Annotated in this window: 16 protein-coding genes; 8 read left to right on the top strand and 8 right to left on the bottom strand. The window is 72.2% G+C overall.

Annotation, left to right across the window (positions count from 1 at the left end; genetic code table 11):
* Positions 1-46: 46 nt before the first annotated feature.
* Together LX12_RS02575 and LX12_RS02570 are read right to left on the bottom strand one after the other, a co-directional pair.
* On the bottom strand, positions 47-1162 hold the full coding sequence (locus tag LX12_RS02575; protein WP_253652910.1) for a DUF475 domain-containing protein: 1116 nt from the start codon (positions 1160-1162) through the stop codon (positions 47-49).
* A 94-nt stretch (positions 1163-1256) separates the two neighbouring features.
* The gene (locus LX12_RS02570; RefSeq protein ID WP_253652909.1) at positions 1257-1832 is read right to left on the bottom strand and encodes a TerD family protein; all 576 of its coding nucleotides are present in this window, start codon (positions 1830-1832) and stop codon (positions 1257-1259) included.
* Positions 1833-2021: 189 nt separating this feature from the next.
* Here LX12_RS02570 and LX12_RS02565 point away from each other — a divergent pair, with 189 nt between their 5' ends.
* From LX12_RS02565 to LX12_RS02540, 6 genes are read left to right on the top strand one after another with little or no spacing between them, the layout of a single operon-like run.
* The gene (locus LX12_RS02565; RefSeq protein ID WP_253652908.1) at positions 2022-3230 is read left to right on the top strand and encodes a hypothetical protein; all 1209 of its coding nucleotides are present in this window, start codon (positions 2022-2024) and stop codon (positions 3228-3230) included.
* Positions 3227-4450, top strand: a complete 1224-nt coding sequence (locus LX12_RS02560; protein WP_253652907.1) for an HpcH/HpaI aldolase/citrate lyase family protein — start codon at positions 3227-3229, stop codon at positions 4448-4450. The genes LX12_RS02565 and LX12_RS02560 overlap by 4 nt, the downstream gene beginning before the upstream one ends.
* Positions 4447-5721 (top strand): phosphoribosyltransferase family protein, encoded by a 1275-nt coding sequence (locus LX12_RS02555; protein WP_253652906.1) that lies wholly within the window; start codon positions 4447-4449, stop codon positions 5719-5721. The genes LX12_RS02560 and LX12_RS02555 overlap by 4 nt, the downstream gene beginning before the upstream one ends.
* Entirely contained in the window at positions 5718-6836 is a 1119-nt protein-coding gene (locus LX12_RS02550; protein ID WP_253652905.1) for a cysteine protease StiP family protein, read from the top strand. Before LX12_RS02555 ends, LX12_RS02550 begins: the two co-directional genes overlap by 4 nt.
* Positions 6829-7641 carry an HAD hydrolase family protein gene (locus tag LX12_RS02545; RefSeq protein WP_253652904.1) on the top strand — a complete coding sequence of 271 codons (813 nt, stop codon included), beginning with the start codon at positions 6829-6831 and terminating at the stop codon, positions 7639-7641. Before LX12_RS02550 ends, LX12_RS02545 begins: the two co-directional genes overlap by 8 nt.
* Positions 7638-8876 (top strand): TerD family protein, encoded by a 1239-nt coding sequence (locus LX12_RS02540; protein ID WP_253652903.1) that lies wholly within the window; start codon positions 7638-7640, stop codon positions 8874-8876. The genes LX12_RS02545 and LX12_RS02540 overlap by 4 nt, the downstream gene beginning before the upstream one ends.
* A 33-nt stretch (positions 8877-8909) precedes the next feature.
* Here LX12_RS02540 and LX12_RS02535 read toward each other — a convergent pair whose 3' ends face one another.
* Complete coding sequence (locus LX12_RS02535) at positions 8910-9245, bottom strand: hypothetical protein (RefSeq protein WP_253652902.1); 336 nt, start codon at positions 9243-9245, stop codon at positions 8910-8912.
* Between the two features lie 182 nt (positions 9246-9427).
* Between LX12_RS02535 and LX12_RS02530 the strand changes: the two genes are divergently transcribed.
* The gene (locus tag LX12_RS02530; protein WP_253652901.1) at positions 9428-9775 is read left to right on the top strand and encodes an RNA polymerase-binding protein RbpA; all 348 of its coding nucleotides are present in this window, start codon (positions 9428-9430) and stop codon (positions 9773-9775) included.
* Positions 9776-9846: 71 nt separating this feature from the next.
* Here LX12_RS02530 and LX12_RS02525 read toward each other — a convergent pair whose 3' ends face one another.
* Genes LX12_RS02525 through cobN form a run of 5 tightly spaced genes read right to left on the bottom strand, consistent with a single transcriptional unit; the run spans position 9847 to position 18122 of the window.
* Positions 9847-10680, bottom strand: a complete 834-nt coding sequence (locus tag LX12_RS02525) for a polyprenol monophosphomannose synthase (RefSeq protein WP_253652900.1) — start codon at positions 10678-10680, stop codon at positions 9847-9849.
* Complete coding sequence (lnt, locus tag LX12_RS02520) at positions 10661-12355, bottom strand: apolipoprotein N-acyltransferase (RefSeq protein WP_372504904.1); 1695 nt, start codon at positions 12353-12355, stop codon at positions 10661-10663. Before lnt ends, LX12_RS02525 begins: the two co-directional genes overlap by 20 nt.
* Positions 12352-13962: an amidohydrolase gene (locus LX12_RS02515; protein WP_253652899.1), complete on the bottom strand. Its 1611-nt coding sequence runs from the start codon at positions 13960-13962 to the stop codon at positions 12352-12354. The genes lnt and LX12_RS02515 overlap by 4 nt, the downstream gene beginning before the upstream one ends.
* 35 nt (positions 13963-13997) lie before the next feature.
* Positions 13998-14465, bottom strand: coding sequence for an FxsA family protein (locus LX12_RS02510; RefSeq protein WP_253652898.1), 468 nt, complete (start codon positions 14463-14465; stop codon positions 13998-14000).
* Between the two features lie 54 nt (positions 14466-14519).
* Complete coding sequence (cobN, locus tag LX12_RS02505) at positions 14520-18122, bottom strand: cobaltochelatase subunit CobN (RefSeq protein WP_253652897.1); 3603 nt, start codon at positions 18120-18122, stop codon at positions 14520-14522.
* Between the two features lie 161 nt (positions 18123-18283).
* Between cobN and cobG the strand changes: the two genes are divergently transcribed.
* On the top strand, positions 18284-19444 hold the full coding sequence (cobG, locus tag LX12_RS02500; RefSeq protein ID WP_253652896.1) for a precorrin-3B synthase: 1161 nt from the start codon (positions 18284-18286) through the stop codon (positions 19442-19444).
* The last annotated feature ends 6 nt before the right edge of the window (positions 19445-19450 follow it).

Genomic DNA, 19450 nt, shown 5'->3' with positions numbered 1-19450 from the left:
GTCCTCGAATCTCCTCGTGGCCGTTCTGGGCGTGGTCCCGGAGGTGTCAGGCGACGGAGGTGGTCTCGCGCGTCGTCTCCGCGGCCCGCTCACGCCGATTCGCCGCGATGCTGGTGAGGAAGGCCGCGCCGATGAAGGCCACCCCGATCAGACCGGTGATCACCTCGTTGATGTGGTACTCGATCGACACGAACAGGATGACGGCCAGGGCGCCGATCGCCCAGTGGGCGCCGTGCTCGAGGTAGCGGTACTCGGCGAGGCTGCCGGTGCGGACCAGGTAGATCGTGATCGATCGGACGAACATCGCGCCGATGAATCCGAGGCCGAGCGCGATGATGATCGGGTCGGCGGTGATGGCGAACGCGCCGATGACGCCGTCGAAGGAGAACGACGCGTCGAGGACCTCGAGGTAGAGGAACAGGAAGAACGCGGCCTTGCCCGTCGCCTTCGCCACCCCCGACGGTCCGCGGGCAGGCGCGCCCTCACCGGACTGGTCGCCGTTCTCCTCGGCGATCTGGTCGGTGTGGAACAGCGATCCGAGGCCGTCGACGGTGATGTAGGTGATCATCCCGAGCGTGCCCGAGATGAGGATCGTGGCGCGGTGGGTGTCGTCGGCGAGGAACTCCGCGACGAGCACGAGGGTGCCGCCCGCGATGACCACGGCGAGCTGGTCGAGGCGCCCGATCGCGGCGAGTGGCTTCTCCAGCCAGTCCAGCCACGTGGTCTCCCGCTCGGACAGGATGAAGTTGAGGAACAGCATGAACAGGAACATCCCGCCGAACGCGGCGATCTGCGGATGCGCGTCGGTGAGGATCTGCTCGTAGGACTCCTGCCCCGAGCCCTCCGGCGGGGGGTTCATGGCGAGGTCGAAAGCGCGCACCGGGTTCAGGCCCGCCGTGATCCACACGATGACCAGCGGGAACAGCAGCCGCATGCCGAACACGGCGATGAGGATGCCGACGGTGAGGAAGATCTTCTGCCAGAAGTCACTCATCCGCTCGAGGACGGTCGCGTTGATGACCGCGTTGTCGAAGGAGAGCGACACCTCGAGCACGCCGAGGATGGCGCACAGCGCGACCGCCTCCCAGCTGCCGTAGATGAACGCGACCACGAGGGACACGGCGGTCACGGCGACCGATATCCCGAAGATGCGGACTACCACAGGTGTGGGCCTTTCCTCTGGCGTGGCACAGCCCGGGGGACGCCGACGGTGGCGTCTCCCCGGGCTGTGCCGACGAGATGTGTGGTGCGGGTCGTCAGACGTTCACACCGTAGTCGCGGGCGATCCCCGCGAGTCCGGAGGCGTACCCCTGACCGACGGCGCGGAACTTCCACTCCGACCCGTTGCGGTACAGCTCGCCGAAGACCATGGCGGTCTCGGTCGAGGCGTCCTCCGACAGGTCGTAGCGGGCGATCTCGTTGCTGTTCGACTGGTCGACGACGCGGATGAACGCGTTGCGCACCTGACCGAACGACTGCGACCGCGAGTCGGCGTCGTAGATCGAGACGGGGAAGACGATCGAGTCGACCTCCGGCGGCACCGCCGCGAGGTTCACCTTGATGACCTCGTCGTCGCCCTCGCCCTCACCGGTGAGGTTGTCGCCGGTGTGCTCGATGGAGCCGTCGGGCGACGTCAGGTTGTTGAAGAAGACGAAGTGCTTGTCCGACAACACCTTCTTGTCGGTGCCGACGGCGATGGCGCTCGCGTCCAGGTCGAAGTCGGTCCCGGTGGTGGTGCGGATGTCCCATCCGAGCCCCACCGACACCGCGGTCAGGTGCGGTGCCTCCTTGGTGAGGGAGACGTTGCCGCCCTTGCTCAAACTGACGCCCATGTCGGTCCTTTCTCGCCGGCCGGGACCTCCCCGGGGCGGGGTCGTGCTGCGGCGGGGTGCGCGGTGGCCACCCACCCCGGTCGTCGCCACCACGGTACGCGGAGACCCGACATCCCGGTCATCCTCCGAAGGTCGGATGTGCCCGGCCGAGCCGGACGTGCCGGGTGGGTGCACCAGTACGATCGCGGCGTGGTCAGTGGGTGGTTCCGGCGTGATGCACGCACCGCCGGCCCCTCCGACGGTCCGGTGGAGACCGCCCGTGCCGAGATGGTGCGCGCCTTCCTCGATCTCGACCGGCGACTGTCGGTGATCGACGACGGCGTCGACGCCGCGCGCGACCTCGGCCTGCACCCGGATCTGGTCACCGCGTTCGCACCTCTGCGTGAAGAGGTGTACGCCACGATCGACGACTACCTCCGGCTCTCTGCCGACCCGGACCCGACGGCGGCCCCCGTGCCGGCGCCGACCGTGACGGACCTGCAGCGGTGCACCGCCGCCCTGCACGACAGGGCGACCCGACTCGACGCCTTCTACGAGCGTCACGCCACGTCCGTCGAGCACGCGCGCTCGGCCGCGGCGGCGCTGCCCACCCGTGCGACGCAGGCACTGCAGGCCGCCGAGCAGGCTCTCGCCGCGGTCGGTGGGCTGCCGACCGCCGCGCAGTCCTACGCCTCGGTGCGTTCCGCGATGCGGGACACGGAGGTCGCGCGCGACGCGGTCGGCCAGGCGCGGGCGCAAGGCCGTCCGGGCGACGTCGCTCGGGCGACCGAGCGACTCGTCGCGACGACCGAGGCACTGCGCGACGCGGTCGACCGCGCACCCGGGCGCACCGCCGAGGTCACCCGTGCGCTGGCCTCGGTCCGCACGCGACGGTCGGCGGTGGCCACCCGGGCCGAGCGGTTGCCCGACGCCTACTCCGCTCTGCTGCGGGAGTTCTCGGCCGCGTGTTCCGAGGACGTCGTCGGCGACGACCGTCGTGGGCGCGAGGCCCTCGACCGCGCGGACGAACACATCCGGGCCGCCGCTGCCGTCTCCGCCTCCGATCCCGAGGCCGCCGCGGCCGAGATCGGGGCGGCGCGCGACGATCTCGCCCGTGCCGAGGCCCTCGTCGACGGCGTCACCGACCGCTTGGAGCTGCTGCGGTCGGTCCGCGACGACCCCGGTGCCGTCGAACGCCGGACACGTTTCGCCATCCGTGACGCCCAGCTCCTCGCCGTGGACCGCCGCCTGGTGGCGCGCTGGGGGTCGGTGATCGACGCGGCCGCGAACCGCGTCGACCGCGCGACCGCGGGTCTGACCGGCCGCCACCCCGACTACCTCGCCTATGTGCGGGAACTGGACTCGGTGGCGGAGTTCGTCGCCGACGTCGTGGCCAAGATGAAGTCGGGCGTGCGATGAGACGACCCGCGGCTGCGGTCGGGCGGTCGGTGACCCACTTCCCCATGCTCACCGACGACGAGCGCCACCGTCTCTTCCACCGGCCGCCCCGACCGATCCCGTTGGCCGGGTCCCGCGACCAGGTCGCCGCCGCCCTCGGCGCGACGCTGTACATCCCCTCGGTCCGGCCCGACCTCACCGGGTCGGTGATGCGCGCCGCGCGGGCGGGCACGGCATCGGTCGTCCTCGACCTCGAAGATGCCGTGCCCGACGACCAGGTGGACGCGGGCCTCGCCGCCGTGGGCGCGACGCTCGACGACCTGTCGGGCACCGACGCGGCGCCGATGGTGTTCGTCCGCGTCCGGTCGGCCGAACAGATCGACGCCGTTCTCGACGGCGCCGGCGTGGGAACCGACGCGCTGAGCGGGTTCGCGCTGCCCAAGTTCGGTGTCGCCGACGGTGCGGACCACCTCGACCGCATCGCGGCCGCTCTCCCGACCCCACACGGGCCGTTGTACGCGATGCCGATCATCGAGTCGCCGCGGGTGGTCCACCCCGACACCCGCGCCGAGGAGCTGGCCGGGATCGCAGAGCTTCTCGACGAGCACCGCGACCGGGTGTTGGCGGTCCGCATCGGGGCCACCGACCTCAGCGGCACGTTCGGGATCCGTCGTGATCCCGACCTGACCATCTACGACGTGCACCCGGTCGCCTCGGTGATCGCCGCCGTCGTGACCCGGCTGGGCCGGCACGACGGCACCGGGTTCACCATCACCGGCCCGGTGTGGGAGTACTACAACGCCCACGAGCGCATGTTCCGCCCGCTGTTGCGCAACACGCCGTTCGAGGAACTCGACGCCGTCCGGTTCCGACGCCACCTGGTCAGCCGTGACCTCGACGGCATGCTGCGCGAGATCGTCCTCGACCGCGCGAACGGCCTGCTGGGCAAGACGGTCATCCACCCCACACACGTCAACGTCGTCAACGCCACCAGCACCGTCAGTCACGAGGAGTACGTCGACGCGCTGGCGGTGCTCGGACGCGACGAGGACGACGCCCCCGGCGATGGCGACGGCGTCACCGAGGGCGGCGTCCTCGCGTCGACGTACCGCAACAAGATGAACGAGCGTCGCCCGCACCGGAACTGGGCGATCCGCACGCTGCTCCGCGCCGAGGCGTTCGGGGTGACCCGTCCCGAGGTGGGCATCATCGAGGTTCTCACCGCGGTGGTGGACCGGTGAGCGATCCCACCGCGGGACTGCAGATCACGGCCACCGGCGGTGTCCCGGGATGGACGGTCGACGACCTGGTCCGACCCGGTCTCCGCCGCAACCCGCGTCGCGCGCATCTCTGGGTCTCGACGGTGCTCGGCAAACACATCCCGGTGGCGCCGTCGCGGATCGCCGCCGCCGCCGAGGCGCTGGCCGACCACGTCGTGGCGACGACGCACATCGACGTGGGCACCCCGACCGTGTTCGGGTTCGCCGAGACCGCGACGGGCCTCGGCCACTGCGTCGCTCGCCGGCTGCACGCGCCGGTGTACCTGCAGTCCACGCGCCGTGCGGTACCCGCCGTGCCGACCACGGCGCGGTTCGTCGAGGGGCACTCGCACGCCACCGACCACCTCGTGCAACCCACGTCCCGTGGTCTGCTCCCGGCCGACACGCCGTGCGTGCTCGTCGACGACGAGATCTCCACCGGCGCGACGGCGATCGCCGCGGTCGCCGCCCTGCAGCCGACCGTGCGGGCGTCGTCGTGGGTGGTCGCGGCACTGGTGGACCTGCGCGGCGACGACGACCGCGCCCGCTGCGACGCCCTTGCGCGACGCTCCGGTGTACGGGTCGAGTTCGTCGCGCTGGCAACGGGTTCCGCCGTCATCCCGCCCGATCTGGTCGACCGTGTCGCCGCACTCCCCGACCCTCCGTCCCCCGACGTCGGCGGCTCGGAGGGGACGGTGACGCGCCTGCGCACCGCGTGGCCCGCCGACGTGCCCGACAGCGGACGACACGGGACGCTCGAGCGTGAGGCGCAGGCGGCGGACCGGGCGACCGCACCCGTCGCCGACGCGATCGCCGAGCACCTCGACCCCGGTCGCGCCGTCGTGGTGGTCGGGCACGAGGAGTTCATGTACCTGCCGCTGCGGGTCGGCGCGGCCCTGGAGGACCGCGGCTGGTCGGTGACGTCGCAGACCACCACCCGCTCCCCCGCGTTCGTGGCCGACCGCGACGGCTACCCCCTGAGACACGGATACGCCTTCACCGCACCCGAACCCGACTCCGCACGGGGACGCCACGGCACGCGGCACCTCTACAACGCCGCCGCCGACGACCCGCGGACGCAGCGTGTGCTCATCGTCGACCCACCCTCCGACACCGCAGCGCTCGTCGCTCCGGGCGGCGTCGTGGAGGCATTGACCGCCGACGGTCGCGACCTGCTGCTCGTCGTTTCGGGCGGGACGTCGTTCGACGCGCTGGCCCGCGCACGCGCCGACGCTCACGAGGCGATCGAGTGAGCCAGGAACCCCTGCGTGGGCCCGCTTTCGGGAGCTACGCGCCCGACGAGGTGGGCTGGTTGCTGACCGACCTCTCGCACGTCGACCTCGAGGCCGACGTGGTCGAGCGGGAGACCGCTATCCAGGCCGGTACCGCCCATTACGCGGAGTCCCTGCCGCACGAGTTCCAGCCCGATGCCGCCTACCGGGAGCTGTTCGAGCAGGTTCTGCAGGAGACGGCACCGGTGCTGGCCACCGCCGTCGCGACGGTGACCGACCTCGTCCTCGCCGAACGCGGGACCGACGTCGTGCTCGCGTCCCTCGCCCGCGCCGGCACCCCGGTCGGCATCCTGATGCGCCGGTGGGCGCGCGTTCGGCACGGTCTCGACCTGCCGCACCTGGCGGTGTCGATCGTCCGGGACCGCGGCATCGACGCCGCGGCCGTCGGCTGGCTCGCCGAGCACCACCGCCCGACCGACATCGTCTTCGTCGACGGGTGGACGGGCAAGGGCGCGATCACCCGTGAACTGACCGTCGCGCTCGACGACCTCGCCCGCGCCGGCGGCCCCCGGTGCGACCCGGACCTCGCCGTACTCGCCGACCCCGGATACTGCGTTCGCACCTTCGGCACCCGCGACGACTTCCTCATCGCGTCCGCGTGTCTGAACTCGACCGTCTCCGGCCTGGTGTCGCGGACGGTGCTCAACGACCGCCTGCTGGCGCCCGGACAGTTCCACGGCGCGAAGTTCTACCGCGACCTCGCCGACGCCGACGTCTCGAACCACCTGCTCGACACCGTGTCGGCCTGCTTCCCCGACGTCGCCGACGACGCCGCGGCGCAGGTCGACTCGATCCGCGCGGCGGACCGCACCCCGGACTTCCGCGGATGGGCGTCGGTCGAGCGCATCCGCGCCGAGTTCGCCATCTCGTCGGTCAACTTCGTCAAGCCCGGCGTGGGCGAGACGACGCGCGTGCTCCTGCGGCGGGTCCCGTGGCGGGTCCTCGTCCGCGACCCCGACGACCCCGCCCTGCGCCACATCCTCGCCCTCGCGGCCGCACGCGGCGTCCCGGTCGAGGTCGACCCCGACCTCGCCTATGCCTGCGTCGGACTCATCAAGGAGTCGGGACGTGAGTGACGCGATCGCGGCCGTCGACCTCGATCGCACGCTGATCTTCTCCGCCGCCTCGGCCGGGGTCCCGGTCGAGGGGTTGCGCTGTGTCGAGCACCTCGACGACCGCCCGCTGTCGTACATGAGCCCCGTCACCGTCGACCTCCTCGACGAGCTCGACGAGCAGGCGCTCGTCGTCCCGGTGACCACCCGGACCGTCGCACAGTACCGGCGGGTGCGGTTCCCGGGTCGTCCGCGGCCGTTCGCCGTGGCCGCCAACGGTGGGGAGATCCTCGTCGACGGGGCGCCGGACCCCCTGTGGCGCAAGCAGATCGACGCCGCGGTGTCCGGTTCCCTCCCGGTCGCGACGGTGTACGAGCGCATCGTCGCCGACGCCGACCCGGTCTGGCTGCGCGCCGCGCGCGTCGCCGACGACCTGTTCTGCTACGCGGTCATCGACCCGGCGACGGCCCCCGACGACCTCGTCGAACGGTGGCGTGTGTGGGCCGAGGCCGACGGGTGGAACGTGTCCCGACAGGGCCGCAAGGTCTATGTGATGCCCGACGCGGTGACCAAGTGGGCGGCGGTCGCGGAGATCGCGGCCCGCACCGGCGTCCCCGCCGACAGGGTCGTCGCCGCCGGTGACGGCGCACTCGACCGGCCGGTGCTCGAGCGCGCGCACCGGGCGATCCGCCCGCGACACGGTGAGCTCGAGGAACTCTCGTGGCACCATCCGACGTTGTCCGTTTCGAGTGCCTCCGGCGTCGCGGCCTCCGAGGAGATCGTGGCGACCCTGCTGACCTGGACCGACGACCGAGACGGGAACCCATGACGACCGCGCTGATCAAGGGACAGAACGGACCGCTGCCGTCGAGCAGCGTCGAGGTGACCGTGCAGGTGGCCGCGTCGTCCGACCTGTCGGCACTGCTGGTGACGTCGTCGGGCAAGGTCCGCACCGACGCGGACTTCGTGTTCTACAACCAGCCGTCGGCCCCCGGTGTCACCCTCGTCGCCGGCGCCGGCGGCACCCTGCGGATCGACCTCGCCGCCATCCCCGCCGACATCGACCAGATCCGGGCCGTCATCACGCTGGACTCCGGCACGTTCGGCGCCGTCACGCCGCCGGTGACGCGGATCGCGTCGGGGTCGGAGACCTACGAGTACCGGATCGACGGCCTCGCGACCGAGTCGATCGTCATCGCGGCGGAGGTCTATCGACGCGGCGACGGGTGGAAGGTCCGCGCGGTGGGCCAGGGGTACGCGGGCGGGTTCGCCGCGCTCGTCACCGACCACGGCGTCTCCGTCGACGACGCGCCGGGTCCCGCGGCCACCCCCACCCCGGCACCGCAGGCCCCCACCCCGCCGCGGGCTCCCACGCCGCCTCCGGCTGCGCCCACACCGCGTCCGGCCGCCCCGCAGGCGCCGTCCGGCGGGTCGCAGCCGTGGCCGACCGCGTCGACCGGCGAGGTCAGCCTCAGCAAGGACAGGCCGGTCAGCCTGACCAAGGGTCAGACGGTGTCGCTGAAGAAGGACGGCGGGGTCGCCCTCACGCGCATCAGGATGGGTCTCGGGTGGGATCCCGTGGTCGTCAAGCGCGGTCTGTTCGGTGGTGGTGGCCGTGGCGCCAACATCGACCTCGACGCGTCGGCGATGATGTACGCCGGTTCCCGCCTCGGCGACCTCGCCTACTACGGCCAGCTCATCAGCAAGGACGGGTCGATCCGACACCACGGCGACAACCTCACCGGCGAGGGCGAGGGCGACGACGAGGTCATCGACGTCGACCTCACACGCGTCCCACCGGCGGTCACGCAGGTGCTGTTCGTGGTGACGTCCTACCAGGGGCATACCTTCGAGCAGGTGGAGAACGCGTTCTGCCGGCTCGTCGACGACACGACCGGCCACGAACTCGCGCGCTACACCCTCGCCGGCGGGATGCCGTTCACCGGCGTCGTGATGGCGAAGGTGTCGCGGTCGGCGTCGGGGTGGTCGCTGCAGGCGATCGGCGACGGCATCCAGGCGCGGCATCCCGGTGAGGCGGCGAAGCAGGTCGAGCGCTTCCTCTGACCCGCGGGCCGACGACCTGCCGTCCGACGAGGGCTACCGCAGGCGTTCGGCCTCGGCGGCGCGGTCGAGCAGCTCCCGACACAGGTCGGCCAGTTCGTCGTGCGGAGCGGCCTCGGCCACGGCGGTCGCGACGTCCTCGGCGGCGCATCGCAGGGTGAACAGGCGGTCGACCAGCGCGTCCACCTCACCCCGGCTGAGGATCAGCGCGTCGTCCGGGACCGACGTGCCCTGCGTGACCGATCGCTGTTCGTAGGCCCGCTGCCGACACGACTGCTTGCAGTAGAGGCGCCGCCGGCCGACGCCGGAGTCCGGGACGGGCTGACCGCACCATCCGCAGGCCTGCGGTCGGCGCCGGGTCGTCGTCTCCACGCGGCGCACGATACGCCGCCCGCGCCGGGTGGGACTCACCGCGCGCGGGGCGTAGTATGTCCCTGTTCTGCTCTGTGACAGTCGTGTCCGGCCAGACGGCTCCCGACGAGTCGGGGTCACCGGCGACGAGAGCGTCCCACCCGCCCGACACCATCACGAGCACCTCGCAGGAAGGACCGACCATGGCAGATCGAGTACTCCGCGGCAGCCGCCTCGGAGCCGTCAGCTACGAGACCGACCGCGACCACGACCTCGCGCCGCGTCGCATCGTGCAGTACCGCACGGACAACGGCGAGATCTTCGACGTGCCGTTCGCCGACGACGCCGAGATCCCCTCGACGTGGCCGTGCAAGAACGGCATGGAGGGCACCCTCCTCGAGGGCGCCGAGCCCGAGGAGAAGAAGGTCAAGCCGCCGCGCACCCACTGGGACATGCTCCTCGAGCGCCGCAGCGAGGCCGAGTTGGAGGAGCTGCTCAACGAGCGGCTCGAGCTGCTCAAGCAGCGTCGTCGCGGCGTGTCCGCCGGCTGACGTCACCGACCGACACGACGGGCCCCGGCTGATGCCGGGGCCCGTCGTCGTCTGGAGGGGTCGAACGCGCGTCAGCGCGACCGTCGGCGGAACTTCTCCACCCGGTGGGCCATCCCCCACTCGAGCACCTTCATGAACGCCTCGCCGATGACGTCGCCGCTCATCTTCGACTCACCGATCTGCCTCTCGGTGAACGTGATGGGCACCTCGGCGACGCGGAAGCCGGCCTGGATGGCCCGCCACGCGAGGTCGATCTGGAAGCAGTACCCGTGCGAGTCGACCGAGTCGAGGTCGATCTTCTGCAGCACCTCACGGCGATAGGCGCGGTAACCCGCGGTGATGTCGCGGACCTGCACCCCGAGCGCCAGCCGCGAGTAGGTGTTGGCGCCCTGCGACAACCACTTGCGCCGACGCGGCCAGTTGACCAGTGCCCCGCCGGGGACGTAGCGGGACCCGATGACGAGGTCGTTGCCGGCGTTGACCTTCTCCAACAGGCGGTGCAGCTGCTCCGGGGCGTGGCTGCCGTCGGCGTCCATCTCGACCAGGACCGTGTAGTCCCGCTCGAGGCCCCAGCCGAACCCGGCGATGTAGGCCCCGCCCAGTCCGCTCTTCTCGGCGCGGTGCAGGACGTGGATGCGCGTGGCCGGTCGGCCGTCGGCGTCGCGGGAGGCCAGCGAGTCGGCCAGGTCACCGGTGCCGTCGGGGCTGCCGTCGTCGACGACGAGGACGTGTGCCCCGGCGAGGGCGCCGTGGAGGCGTTCGACGATGAGCGGCAGGTTCTCGCGTTCGTTGTACGTGGGGATGATGACCAGCGCACCGGACCCGTCGGGTCCGACCGTCGCGGGCGCCCCGGCCGATGCGGTCGGGTCAGCCGACTCCGACGCGTCAGGGGTGCGGGGTGTCATCGATCTCCTCGGCGGTGAGGGCAGGTGTGTCTCCGTCGGCGCGGGGGGCCCGGCGCAAACGTTTCCTCAACCTAGTACGGCGGGCGAGCGCGACCAAAAACCCCGCGACGGCGATCACCACGATCGTCACCTGTGGCGCGAGGCCCAGACGTGCGGCCGGTGTGGTCTGCGTCCGCAGTGTGAGGTCGGCGGTGAGCACCGCCGGCGTGAAGAACTGCGAGCGCTGCTGCACCCGCCCGTCCGGGGCCACGATCGCGCTGACACCGGTGGTCGCGGCCACCACCACGCTGCGGCCGAGTTCGACGGCGCGCACCTGCGACATCGCCAGCTGCTGGTAGGTCATCTGGGTGCGGCCGAAGGTGGCGTTGTTCGTCGGGACGTAGAGGAGCTGCGCGCCCTCGTCGACGGCGGCGCGCGGTGAGCGGTCGAACGCGATCTCCCAGCACGTCGACACCCCGATCGGGACCGGTTGCGACCGTCCGTCCACCGGGACGTCGAGCACGGACCGTCCCGTGCCGGGGCGGAAGTTGCCCGCCTGGTCGGCGTAGGAGGAGAAGTGGCGGAAGAACGAGCGCCACGGCAGGTACTCGCCGAACGGCTGCACGATGTGCTTGTCGTAACGGCCGACGGGCCCGCGGTCGCTGTCCCAGAGCAGCACCGTGTTCGTGGGCCGCCCGTCGGCGTTCAGGATCAGCGTGCCCACCAGGATGGGCGCCCCGACGGCCTGTGACGCCGCGGTGATCTCGGTGGCGGCGTCGTCGTTCTCGAGCGGGTCGATGTCGGAGGCGTTCTCCGGCCACAGGACGACGTCGGGGCGCGCGACGCGACCGGCGCGGATGGCGTCGGCCAGACGCAATGTCTCGCGCACGTGGTTGTCGAGGACCGCGCGGCGTTGCGCGGCGAAGTCGAGGCCGAGGCGTGGCACGTTGCCCTGCACGGCCGCGACGGTGATCCGCGACGACGCCGGCCCGGGACGGTCCGCGGCGTGCACCGACGGCCACATCACCCCGGCGACGAGAGGACCCACGACGGCGCAGATCGCCGCGACGGCTGCGGGCCGGACCAGCGACGACCACGGCTGCGCGCCGCGCGTGACGACGAGCCGCACGACCTCGGCGAGGCCGGATGCGGTGAGCGCCACGGCCAGCCCGAGCAGCGGGACTCCCCCGAGTGCGGCGACCGGGAGCAGAGGGCTGCCCACCTGACCGAACGCGGTGGCCCCCCAGGGGAACCCGCCGAACGGGAACGACGAGCGAGCCCACTCGACCGCGATCCACACCGTCGCGAACCACACCGGGGCGACGGGCAGTCGCATCGTCACCGTCGCCAGCGCCCCGAACGCGGCGCCGTAGAGCGCGAGCGCGACGGCGAGCGCGACCCACGGCAACGGCCCGACGTAGACACCGACCCACGGCAGCAGCGGGAGCCAGAAGCACAACCCGAACACGAGACCGCACAGCGCACCGACACGGGCGCGCGGGCGCCCGACCGCGAGCGTCGCGTACAGCAGCGCGAGCCCGAGGACGGCGAGCCACCACAGGTTGCGCGGGGGGAACGCACCCCACAGCGCGAACCCGCCGACCGCGGCTGCACCGACCCGGACGAGCGGGTCTGTCGCCGGGCGTCGGGATCGGGTCGGGGCGGGTTCCGGCGCGCGGGTCGTCGTCGCGGTCACGACCCCGACCGACGGTGGATCTCGGTGCCGGCGCGCAGCACCCGTCGGCAGGTCGGCAGGTCGACGCCCGGGGTGACGTCGGGCAGGGGTGGTGTCCGCGAGCGCGGATCGGTCGACCAGCGCTGTACCGATTCCGCCGATCCCGCGGTGACCAGGTCACCGGCGTCCCAGAACGCGATGTCGGCGGGCGCACCGGGGACGAGCGTCCCGAGCATCGGGTCCCGCTCGCCCGCCGCACGCCAACCGCCTCGGGTGCACGCGGCGAACGCGGCGCGCGGGGAGACGGCACTGACGGGGTTGTGGTGGTGGACCGCGGCGCGGATCTGCGCCCACGGGTCGATGCCCGTCACCGGCGAGTCCGAGCTGAACGCGAGGGTGACCCCCGCACGCGCCAGCGACGCGAAGTCGTTGAGGCCGGTGCCGCGCGGTGTGCCCAGACGCTGCTCGTACAGGTCACCGGGTCCGCCCCAGAGCGCGTCGAACAGCGGTTGCATGCTCGCGGTGACACCCGCGCGGGCCAGGGTCTGCGCCGCCTGGGTGTCGACCATCTCGGCGTGCTCCACGCGGTGCGCGCAGCGGGCGACCGCCACGCTGCCGAACTCCTCCACCACGACCGACAGCGCGTCGACGAGGCACTGGGTCGCGGCGTCGCCGATGAGGTGGAACCCCGCCTGGATGCCGGCCTCGGTGCAGGCGCGCAGGTGGGCCAGGACCGTGTCGTGGTCGAGGTAGGACACCCCGCGGTGTCCGGGATGGTCGGTGTACGGCTCGCGCAGCCACGCGGTGTGGGACCCGATGGCCCCGTCGATGAACAGGTCGCCCGCCAACCCGTGGGCACCGGTCGCGTGCAGCAGCGCACGGGCGTCGTCGGCATCGGCCACGGCCTGCCCCCAGTAGCGGCGCACCTCGACGGGGTGGTCGAGGACGGACAGCGCGGCGAGGTCGTTCAGCCCGCTGATGTCGGGGCCGCCGTTCTCGTGCACCGCGACGACGCCGTGGGCGAGCGCGTCGTCGAGTGCGCGCCGCTGTGCGCGCTCCCGTTGCACCGGGCTCAGCAGCTCCCGCGCCGCGGCGCGGACGAGGTGGTGGGCCTCTGCGGTCAGCGGCATCTGCGGGTGGAACCCCTGCGCGTCGGGGAGACCGCCCGCGATGAGGCGCAGGGCCGACGAGGCGACGGCCGAGTGCTCGTCGATCCGGGCCAGGTACACGGGCCGGTCACCGACGACGGCGTCGATCTCGTCGGTCGAGGGCGGCGTGTCGTCGGTCCAGCGGGACGCGTCCCAGCCCAGGCCCCAGACCAGGTCGCCGGGGGGTGTGTCGGCGACGTGACGGCGGAGACGGTCGAGGCAGTCGTGCCGGTCGCGGGCGTCGTCGAGGTCGAGCCCCTCGAGCGCGAGTCCGGTGGACGTCAGGTGCACGTGGCTGTCGACGAAGGCAGGTGCGACGAAGGCGCCCTCGAGATCCTCGGTCTCGACACCCTCGTGCAGAGCACGGCCGACGTCGTCGGTACCGACCCACGACACCACGCCGTCGGTGATCGCGATGGCCGTGGCGTCCGGGGACGACGGCGTGTAGACGTGTCCCCCGACGAACAGTTGCGTTCCCACGAGGGACCAGTCTGCCCTGTGCCCCCGAGAGGCCGTCAGCGCAGTCGGTACCGATCCGTGGTGGACGTCGGCGGGTAGGGGTCGACGACCTCGCCGTCGATCACCGTGACGCCGCGGCCGGTCATCGGGCCGAACCGGTCCACGACGCGCGTCATCCGCCGCGCGCCGACGGCCGCCACGGCGGGTCGGGCGAGAGCACGCACCGGCGGCAGCATCAGGAGGATGCCGACGACCGTCGTGACCAGGCCCGGGACGAAGAACAGCACGGTCGCGAAGGCGAGCAAGGCCGCATCGGTGAGTGATCGCGCGGCGGCCCCCGGGTCCGACTGGGCAAGGCGCATCTCGGCGAAGATCCGCGCGCCCTGCCGGCGCAGCACCGCGACGCCGAGGACGATCGCGGCCAGCGTGAGCAGCAGCGTCCACCAGAAGCCGATGGCGTACACCAGCCCCACGAAGGCCGCGACCTCCACGGCGACGTATCCGACGAACACTGCGAGCTTCATGTCCCCCCAACGACCGGGACGCCGGATTTTCTCCCGGATCCCGGCATCGGTGCGTCAGCCGCCCTCGATGTCGCCCTCGGTCTCGAGGAACACCTGCTGCAGGCGCCCGAGCGTCTCAGGCTCGGGGTTCTTCCACATGTCGCGGCCGGACGCCTCGAGCAACCGCTCGGCGATGCCGTGCAGCGCCCACGGGTTGGACCGCTGGAGGAACTCCCGGTTCGTCTCGTCAAAGACGTAGGACTCGGCGAGCTGCTCGTACATCCAGTCCGCGACGACGTCGGTGGTCGCGTCGTACCCGAACAGGTAGTCCACGGTCGCGGCCATCTCGAACGCACCCTTGTACCCGTGGCGCTGCATCGCGGCGATCCAGCGCGGGTTCACCACCCGGGCGCGGAACACTCGCGACGTCTCCTCCGACAGCGTGCGGGTCTTCACGGTGTCCGGACGGGTGCTGTCGCCGATGTAGGCCTCCGGTGACCGTCCCGTGAGCGCGCGGACGGTGGCGACCATGCCGCCGTGGTACTGGAAGTAGTCGTCGGAGTCGGCGATGTCGTGCTCGCGGGTGTCGGTGTTCTTGGCCGCGACCGCGATCCGCCGATACGCCGAGCGCATGTCGTCGACGGCCGCCACGCCGTCGAGTCCTCGCCCGTAGGCGTAGCCGCCCCACGCGGTGTAGACCGCGGCCATGTCCTCGTCGGTCCGCCATTCCTTCGAGTCGATGAGCTGCAGCAGCCCGGCGCCGTAGGTGCCCGGTTTCGAGCCGAACACCCGCGTCGTGGCGCGGCGGGTGTCGCCGTGTGCGGCGATGTCGGCGCGGGTGTGCGCGGCGACGAAGTTGTCGTCGTCGGACTCGTCGAGCTCGGCGACGAGTCGCACGGCGTCGTCGAGCATGGTGACCACGTGCGGGAACGCGTCGCGGAAGAACCCGGAGATGCGGACGGTGACGTCGACGCGGGGACGGCCGAGCTCGTCGAGCCCGATGACCTCGAGGTCACGGACACGACGGGACGCCTCGTCCCACACCGGCATGACGCCCATGAGGGCGAGGACCTCGGCGATGTCGTCACCGGAGGTCCGCATCGCGCTGGTGCCCCACACCGACAGGCCCACCGACCGCGGGTACTCGCCGTGGTCGGCGAGGTACCGCTCGAGCAGGGAGTCGGCCATGGCGCGACCGGTCTCCCAGGCGAGGCGCGACGGGACGGCCTTGGGGTCGACGGAGTAGAAGTTGCGGCCGGTCGGCAGCACGTTGATCAACCCGCGCAGCGGCGACCCGCTGGGGCCGGCGGGGATGAACCCGCCGTCGAGGGCGTGCAGGACCCGGCTCACCTCTCCGCTGGTCTGGCGCAGGCGCGGGACGACCTCGGTGGCGGCGAAGTCGAGGATCTCCCCCACCGCGGTGGGGTGGTCGGCGGCGATCGTCGCGACCTCCTCGCGGGCCCAGTCGGCCTTGCCGCAGGCCGCGACCAGTTCACGGGCGACCGTCTCGACGCGGTCGGTGTCGTCGCGGGTCGCCTGCCCCTCGGCGAGTCCCAGCGCCTCCCGCAACCCGGGCAGGCTGCAGGTGCCGCCCCAGAGCTGTCGGGCGCGCAGCATCGCGAGGACCAGGTCGACCTCGACGTCGTCGGTGGGTGCGGAGCCCAGCACGTGCAGCCCGTCGCGGATCTGGACGTCCTTGATCTCGCAGAGCCAGCCGTCGACGTGCAGGAGCATGTCGTCGAAGACCTCTTCGTCGGGTCGCTCGGTGAGACCGAGGTCGGCGTCCATCTTCGCCGCCTGCAGCAGCGTCCAGATCTGCTGGCGGATGGCCGGCAGCTTCGACGGGTCGAGGGTCGAGATGTTCGCGTGCTCGTCGAGCAGCTGCTCGAGGCGGGCGATGTCGCCGTAGCTCTCGGCGCGGGCCATCGGCGGGATCAGGTGGTCGACCAGGGTCGCGTGGGCGCGCCGCTTGGCCTGCGTGCCCTCACCCGGGTCGTTGACGAGGAACGGGTAGATCAGCGGCAGGTCGCCGATCGCGGCGTCGGTGCCGCACGCCGCCGACATGCCCAGGGTCTTGCCCGGCAGCCATTCCAGGTTGCCGTGCTTGCCCACGTGCACCACCGCGTCGGCACCGAACCCGTTGTCGCGGTCGGCGATCCAGCGATAGCAGGCCAGGTAGTGGTGCGACGGCGGCAGATCGGGATCGTGGTAGATGGCCACCGGGTTCTCGCCGAACCCGCGGGGCGGCTGGACCATCAACACGGTGTTGCCGAACGTCTTCGCCGCGATCACGACGTCGCCCTCGGGGTTCGCCGACCGGTCGACGTAGAGCTCGCCGGGGGCCGGGCCCCAGTGCTCGACCATGTCCGAGCGCAGGTCATCGTCCAGTCCGTCGAACCAGGGCCGGTAGTGCTGCGCCGACAGCCGGATCGGGTTCGCCGCGAGGGCCTCTTCGGTGAGCCAGTCGGGGTCCTGACCACCCGCGGCGATCAGCGCGTGGATGAGAGCGTCGGAGTCGTCCTCGGCGAGGCCGGGGATCGCGTCGGGCCCCGATTCCGGTCCGATGTCGTAGCCGGCGTCGCGCATCGCGCGCAGCAGCGCCAGCACGCTGGCCGGGGTGTCCAGGCCGACGGCGTTGCCGATGCGGGCGTGCTTCGTCGGGTACGCGGACAGCATGATCGCGATGCGGCGCTGCGGCGGCGGCGTCGACCGGAGTCGCGCGTAGGAGGTCGCGATACCCGCGACGCGGGCGCACCGCTCGTGGTCGGGGGCGTACCACGGCAGGCCGTCGTCGCCGAACTCCTTGAACGAGAACGGGACCGTGATGATGCGGCCGTCGAACTCGGGGACCGCGACCTGGGTCGCGACGTCGAGCGGCGAGAGGCCGTCGTCGTTGTCGGCCCAGTCGGACCGCGACGACGTGAGGCACAGGCCCTGCAGGATGGGGACGTCCAGCGAGGCGAGTTTCTCGATGTTCCAGGCGTCGTCGTCCTCGCCGGCCGATGCTGTCGCCGGTACCGCACCACCGGCGGCCAAGACCGTCACGACGAGTGCGTCGGCCTGTCGCAGCGTGTCGAGCAGGTCGTCGGGGGCGGTGCGCAGGGAGGCGCAGAAGATCGGCAGCGCGCGCGCCCCTCGCGCGTCGATCGCGTCGCAGAGAGCGTGGATGTATCCGACGTTCCCGGCGAGGTGCTGGGCGCGGTAGTAGAGCACGGCGACGGTGGGGCCGGTGAGGTCGTCGCCCGGGCTCGGTCGGTCGAGCACGCCCCAGTGCGGCGTCACCGTGGGCGGCGCGAACACCGCGCCGGTCATCAGCACCGTGTCGGACAGGAAGCCGTGCAGCGCGACGAGGTTGTCGACGCCGCCCTGGGCGAGGTAGTTGTGCGCCTCCGCGGCGACGCCGCCGGGCACCGTCGACAGCGACATCAGGTCGGGGTCGGGCAGCTGCTCACCCGACAGCACCACCGTCGGCAGACGGTGGGCGAGCACCGCGTCGAGGCCGGACTCCCATGCGCGTCGGCCTCCGAGGATGCGCACGACGACGAGGTCCGCACCGTCGAGCAGGCCGGGCAGGTCGGTCTCGGGCAACAGGCGTGCCGGGTTCGCGACGCGGTAGTCGGCGCCGGACACCTTCGCGGTGATGAGGTCGGTGTCCGAGGTGGACAACAGGACGATCAACGGTGCCTCCCGACCGGGTGCTCGCGCCCGGCGTCGACGGTCATCGGGAGAGGGGTCTGACTCGGCACCGCGACGCGGTGCCACACAGTGGCGCGACCGTGCCGGCCTCGCACCGGCTTCCCGACTGCCCGATCGGATGGTCCTCACCCTAGCCTGGAGTGATGTCCCGACCGAGTGACCGCTGCCCCGGTGTGCTCGATCCGCACCCCGCGGCCGACGGACTCGTGGCCCGCATCCGACTCCCCGGCGGTGCGGTGACCCCGACGCAGATGCAGGCGCTGGCCGCGTTCGCCGCGGAGCACGGCGACGACCACCTCGAACTGACCGGGCGCGCCAACGTGCAGGTCCGCGGGCTGACCGAGGTCGACGAGGACGCGATCAGCGGTCTGCGTGAGGCCGGTCTGCTGCCGTCGGGTGCGCACGACCGGGTGCGCAACGCGATGGTGTCGCCGCTGTCGGGGCGCCTCGGCGGACTCGGCGACGTCCGGCCGCTCGCCGCCGACCTCGACGCCGCGCTGGTCGACGACTTCGACCTGGCCGTCCTGCCCGGCCGGTTCCTGTTCGGGTTCGACGACGGCCACGGCGACGTCCTCGCCCACCGGCCGGACGTCGGCGTGCTCGCGGTCGACGCGGACACCGTCGAGATCGTCCTCGGTGGACGCCGCACGGGTCGGCTGGTCGCGTCCACCGACGCCGTCGCCGTCCTCCTCGGCGTCGCGCGGGAGTTCGTGCGCCTGCGCTGTGATCGGTGGCGGATCGCCGACCTCGACGACACAAGACTCACCGACCTGGTCGAGCTGGTCGACGAGGCGACGCACCCGGCCCAGGGCGAGCCCACCCCGGTGGTCCCCCATGACGGCCCCATCGTGGGGTGGTTCGACCAGGACGACGGAGGTGTTCTGCTCGGCGCCGTCGTCGAACTGGCGCGCATCCCCGCCCGCACCGCCGAGTTCCTCGCGGCGATCGACCACCCCATCGTGATCACCCCCGACCGCGAGGTCCTCGTCTGCGACCTGTCGGACGGCGTCGCCGAGACCGTGGTGCGGGTGTTGGCGCCGATGGGCGTCATCTACGACGCCTCCTCGCCCTGGGCGCGGGTGAGTGCGTGCGCCGGCTCACCGGGGTGCGCCCGCTCGCACGCCGACGTCCGTGGCGACCTCGTCGAGCACGTCGCGTCCGGCGACACCGGTGAGCGGGAGCACTGGATCGGCTGTGAGCGGGGCTGCGGGAGCCCGCACGGTCCCCACCTGCGCGTGGAGGCCGGACCCGACGGGTACACCCGCGCTCGGACGGGTGAGGGCCCTGCCGCGGGACACCTCTAGGGTGAG

This window comes from Williamsia serinedens (assembly GCF_024171725.1).
GTDB classification, from domain to species: domain Bacteria; phylum Actinomycetota; class Actinomycetes; order Mycobacteriales; family Mycobacteriaceae; genus Williamsia_A; species Williamsia_A serinedens.
This window is presented reverse-complemented; position numbering and strand designations above follow the sequence as displayed.

Coding starts and splice junctions, on each gene's coding strand:
- LX12_RS02560 (WP_253652907.1), top strand. CDS start 3,227: ATGAGACGACCCGCGGCTGCGGTCGGGCGGTCGGTGACCCACTTCCCC.
- LX12_RS02570 (WP_253652909.1), bottom strand. CDS start 1,832: ATGGGCGTCAGTTTGAGCAAGGGCGGCAACGTCTCCCTCACCAAGGAG.
- LX12_RS02530 (WP_253652901.1), top strand. CDS start 9,428: ATGGCAGATCGAGTACTCCGCGGCAGCCGCCTCGGAGCCGTCAGCTAC.
- LX12_RS02510 (WP_253652898.1), bottom strand. CDS start 14,465: ATGAAGCTCGCAGTGTTCGTCGGATACGTCGCCGTGGAGGTCGCGGCC.
- LX12_RS02540 (WP_253652903.1), top strand. CDS start 7,638: ATGACGACCGCGCTGATCAAGGGACAGAACGGACCGCTGCCGTCGAGC.
- LX12_RS02525 (WP_253652900.1), bottom strand. CDS start 10,680: ATGACACCCCGCACCCCTGACGCGTCGGAGTCGGCTGACCCGACCGCA.
- cobG (WP_253652896.1), top strand. CDS start 18,284: ATGTCCCGACCGAGTGACCGCTGCCCCGGTGTGCTCGATCCGCACCCC.